We start from the raw sequence: 4,679 nt of genomic DNA on the forward strand, positions 1-4,679 counted from the left end.
CGGAAATTAACTTGTCCACACTGCGGGTATCGTGGATACTGCGTCGAAGTTTATGATGTCGACCAAGATCTCAGAATTAAATAAGCACTTGCAATAAAAGAGGGACTGAAAACCACAAACTCGATGGTTTTCAGTCCCTCTTGCTATCAAAATTGGTTCGATTCATTACACATTAAGCGTGGCATCAACTTTTTCCGCACACATTCGCCCTTCGTGGATGCCCCAAATAACTAAGCTGGGGCCGCGACGGCAATCGCCTGCGACAAAGACCTGACTGTCATTGGTCGTATAATCCTTATTACGCTTGGTGACATTGAACTGATCAAATAACCACTGTTCTGCACCCTTGAACCCCATGGCCAATAAGACGAGGTCGGCTTTGACGGTGGTTTCATCACCTGGAATCGGTTGGTGATTTTTGACGTGACTAATTCGTGCCTCAGTGACAACGCCATTCTTGCCATAAAAGGCCGTTGCTGTTTTTGAGTAACTGGTAATGTCACCAAACAGCGCTCTGGCTTCTTTTTGGCCGTAACCATTTTTTTGAACCATTGGCCACTCTGGCCACTGATTGGCTTCGGTTCGTTCCTTTGGAAGAGACGGATTAATTTCCAACTGGGTAATTCCGGCGCAGCCCTGGCGAATGACAGTGCCGATACAATCATTTCCCGTATCGCCGCCACCAAGAACCAATACGTGTTTTCCTTTTAGACTGTTGGTTGCAGCGACACCATCATTCATGACGGCTTGAGTTGACAGGCGCAGGTAATCAACAGCTTGGTAAATCCCTTTGAGGTCACGTCCTTCAACATCAAGGTTTCTGGCTTCCCGTGCGCCGGTGCAGATGACAATTCGGTCAAACCGACTGCGCAATTCATCCGCGGAAATATCCTTGCCGACTTCAGTATTTGCGACCAGCTCGATGCCAACTTGACGTAGGGTTTCAATCCGGCGTTCAACGATGTTTTTTGGAAGCTTCATATTTGGAATCCCATACATGAGGAGGCCGCCAAAACGATCGTCACGTTCAAAAATTGTGACAGAATGGCCAAGTTGATTCAGTCGCCAGGCAACTGAAATCCCGGCAGGGCCGCTACCAATAACGGCGATCTTTTTACCGGTCCGGTGCAGTGGTTTGCCGGAGTCGACCACCCAGCCGTATTTGAATCCTTGCTCGATAATGAATTTCTCATTGTTCCGAATGGTGATGCCGGGGCCATTCAACGCCTGGACGCAGGCCGCTTCACACGGTGCAGGACAAACTCTTCCGGTCATGTCCGGTAGATAGTTCGTCTTGGTTAATCGCTCGAAAGCTTGCTGATCGCGGCTTTGATACACCAAGTCATTCCACTCGGGGATTAGATTATCGTTTGGACAACCGGCTACTGCCCGGCCGCCACCGTAGAAAACGCCGTGGTGACAAAAAGGAATCCCACAGTTCATACACCGTGCCGCCTGCTGTCTTCGGTCGCTATCATCCAAGTCTAATTCCATTGCGTCAAAATCTTTGATCCGCTGCATGATTGGACGCATTGGATTGTCTTTACGGCCGTATTTGAGAAAGCCTTTTGGATCTGCCATATTGTTTCCCCCTATTCTTGACCGGTGGCCGTGTAAAAGGCCTTTTCAATGATTTTTTCTTGAGAAATGCCGGGCTTGGTAAATTGATTAATTAGGTCTTTCATTCGGTGATAATCACGCGGATAGACTTTGATAAACGTTTGTTTTTCGGTTTGCCAGTTATCAATAATATGTTTGGCTATTTCTGAACCGGTGTACTTGTAGTGCTTTTTCAGCAAGTCCAGTAGGATGCGGTCATCACCATTTTCACCAATGTGGTACAGGTCGACCAGCTCTTGATTGCAGTTTTGTTCGAAGGTCTGTGTCCAATCATAGACATAGGCGACCCCGCCAGACATTCCAGCTGCGAAATTGCGACCGGTTCGGCCTAAAATAACGGCCACCCCGCCGGTCATATATTCACAGCCATTATTCCCGATTCCTTCAACGACAACCTTTGCGCCGGAGTTTCGGACGCAGAAACGTTCACCAGCCCGGCCGTTAAAGTAAGCTTCGCCACCAGTTGCGCCGAAGCAAGCGACGTTTCCGATGATTGGCGAATGGGCATAAATATCACGGGCCTGCTTTGGAGAGGCGACAATCAACCGGCCACCCGAAAGCCCTTTACCAACATAGTCGTTGGCTTCACCAGTTAATTTTACTTCCATGCCCTGGGTAATGAAGGCGCCAAAACTTTGACCGGCAATTCCAACGTAATTGAATTTCATTGCGCCGGGGGCCAACCCGTAGTTGCCGAAGTGCGCCGCGATCCAGCCGCCCATTCTTGTTCCGACGGCTCGCATCGTGTTATCAATTGGCAGGTCAACACTGGTTGAAGTTCCGTTTTTTAAGCTGGCTTTAGCAAATGTATCAAGATCTGGCCAGTCGTATTTGGGCTTAAATGGATTTTTGACTTTGCGTTCAATTGGAATGGTCTTGTTTAAAATCCGGTCATAATCAAGGGTTTTTGCTTTTCCTGAAGGAACATAACGTGGGGCCAAATGCTCTCCGTGGCCAACCATTTGATCAACCGTTCGATATCCAAGTTGGGCCATTTGTTCCCGCAAATCCTGTGTCAAAAAGTGCATCATGCTGATAATGTGTTCCGGCTTTCCGGCATACAGCTTTCTGAGATCCGGATTTTGAGTGGTAATGCCGACGGGACAGGTATTTAAGTTGCATTTGCGCATCATGACACAGCCAATTGCCACCATTGTCAGGGTCGCAAAGCTAAATTCTTCTGCCCCCAGCATAATCGCAATCGCGATGTCTCGTCCGGTCAGTAATTTACCGTCAACTTCCAGTGTGGTTCGCTGTCGCAGATGGTTTAAGGCCAGCGTTTGGTGCGCGTCCGCCAAGCCCATTTCCCAGGGCAGGCCACAGTCTCTTGTGGAGTTTCTGGGCGCTGCTCCGGTACCGCCGTCGTATCCGGAAATCACAACGGTATTGGCACCGGCCTTCACAACTCCGGCGGCAATCGTTCCAACGCCTGTTGAGGAAACCAATTTAACGTTGATAATGGCGTATGGATTGACCTGCTTTAAGTCGTAGATCAATTGGGCCAAGTCTTCGATTGAATAAATATCATGGTGGGGTGGCGGCGAAATCAGCTGAACGCCGGCGATTGACCCACGGATGTTGGCGACCCAGGGATAAGCTTTTCCAGCGGGTAACTGGCCACCTTCACCGGGCTTTGCACCTTGCGCCATTTTGATTTGGATTTCGTCGGCACTCATCAGATACTCTGTGTTGACGCCAAAACGAGCCGTGGATACCTGCTTAATTTTGCTATTGCGGTCAATGCCGTCTGGTCCCACTTTGAATCGGTTGCGGTTCTCACCGCCTTCACCCGTGTTGCTGCGGGCACCTAAACGATTCATGGCAATTGCAATCGTTTCGTGAGCTTCTTGTGAAAGTGCCCCAAAACTCATGGCACCGGCTTTAAAACGCTTGACAATTGAACTGACCGGCTCAACTTCACTTAACGGAACCGGGGTGTTGCCGGCCTGTTTAATGGTCCACATGGATCTTAACGTCGTTGGGTTATCCAACGCGTCTTGGTTCATTTCGATCGCGTATTTTTGATATTCTTGATAATCATCTGTTCGAACGGCCTTTTGGAACTGATAAATTGATTTTGGATTATATAAATGATATTCACCATCGGCTTTGTATTGGAAACTGCCGCCCGAAGGCAAATCATCGATCGAATGGCTGCTGAAGGCTAAATCATAGCGTTGTTGATATTCAGCCTCAATTTGGTTGAGGTCAATGCCGCCAATTCTGCTTGGGGTGCCAGTGAAGTATTGATCAATGACGGAGTCCGCCAGGCCAACTGCTTCGAACAATTGAGCACCCTTATATCCGGCAACCGTCGAGATCCCCATCCGACTCATGATCTTGATAACCCCTTTGGTGGCTGCCTTGGCATAATTGGGAATTTGTTGGGCGTATCCACGTTGCGCAAGGGTGGAAAATGCGCCGTAGGGATGAATGGCCATGGCACCATAGCCAATTAAACAGGCAAAATGGTGGATTTCACATGCTTCGGCAGTGTCAACAACGATCGATGCAGCAGTACCTTTTCCCTGGCGGACCAGGTAATTGTTTAAGCCGGCAACTGCTAGCAATACGGGGATTGTCATCTGTCCTTCGGCAACTGGACGGTCGGATAAAATCAGAATGGTGGATCCGGCATCAATCGCATTTTCAGCCTGCTTGAAAAGGTGTTCCAAGACGTGGGCCAATCGATTGGGTGTCGCTGTTAGGTCATAAGCCAGTGAAAGCTTCGTCACCTTGAAAGCGGGAAGATCCAGCGCCATCAGTTTTGCGTAATCTTGGTCAGTTAAAATTGGGCTGTCAATTTTGAGCTTTTGACAGTTTCCGCTGGTATCTTTTGTAATGTCATCATCGCGGCCCAAGAAGAGGGTGGTACTGATGACAACTTTTTCTCGTAAGGGATCAATTGGTGGATTCGTGACTTGCGCAAATGACTGTTTAAAGTAGGTAAACAGTGATTCTGATTTATGACTCAAGACAGCCAAAGGGGAGTCAAACCCCATTGCGACAACGGGCTCGCCACCATTTTTGGCCATCGGGATTAAGGCCGTTTCGATGAC

The 4,679-nt window shown here is 48.7% G+C and carries 2 protein-coding genes; both read right to left on the reverse strand.

The window, feature by feature from the left end; translation table 11 throughout:
- Window positions 1-165: 165 nt before the first annotated feature.
- Window positions 166-1,581: a glutamate synthase subunit beta gene (locus AB3112_RS08390; protein ID WP_084973612.1), complete on the reverse strand. Its 1,416-nt coding sequence runs from the start codon at window positions 1,579-1,581 to the stop codon at window positions 166-168.
- An 11-nt stretch (window positions 1,582-1,592) separates the two neighbouring features.
- A partial coding sequence (gltB, locus tag AB3112_RS08395; protein ID WP_367334280.1) for a glutamate synthase large subunit occupies window positions 1,593-4,679 on the reverse strand: 3,087 nt, incomplete at its 5' end.

The organism is Lentilactobacillus sp. (genome assembly GCF_040773105.1).
Lineage (GTDB): Bacteria > Bacillota > Bacilli > Lactobacillales > Lactobacillaceae > Lentilactobacillus > Lentilactobacillus parabuchneri.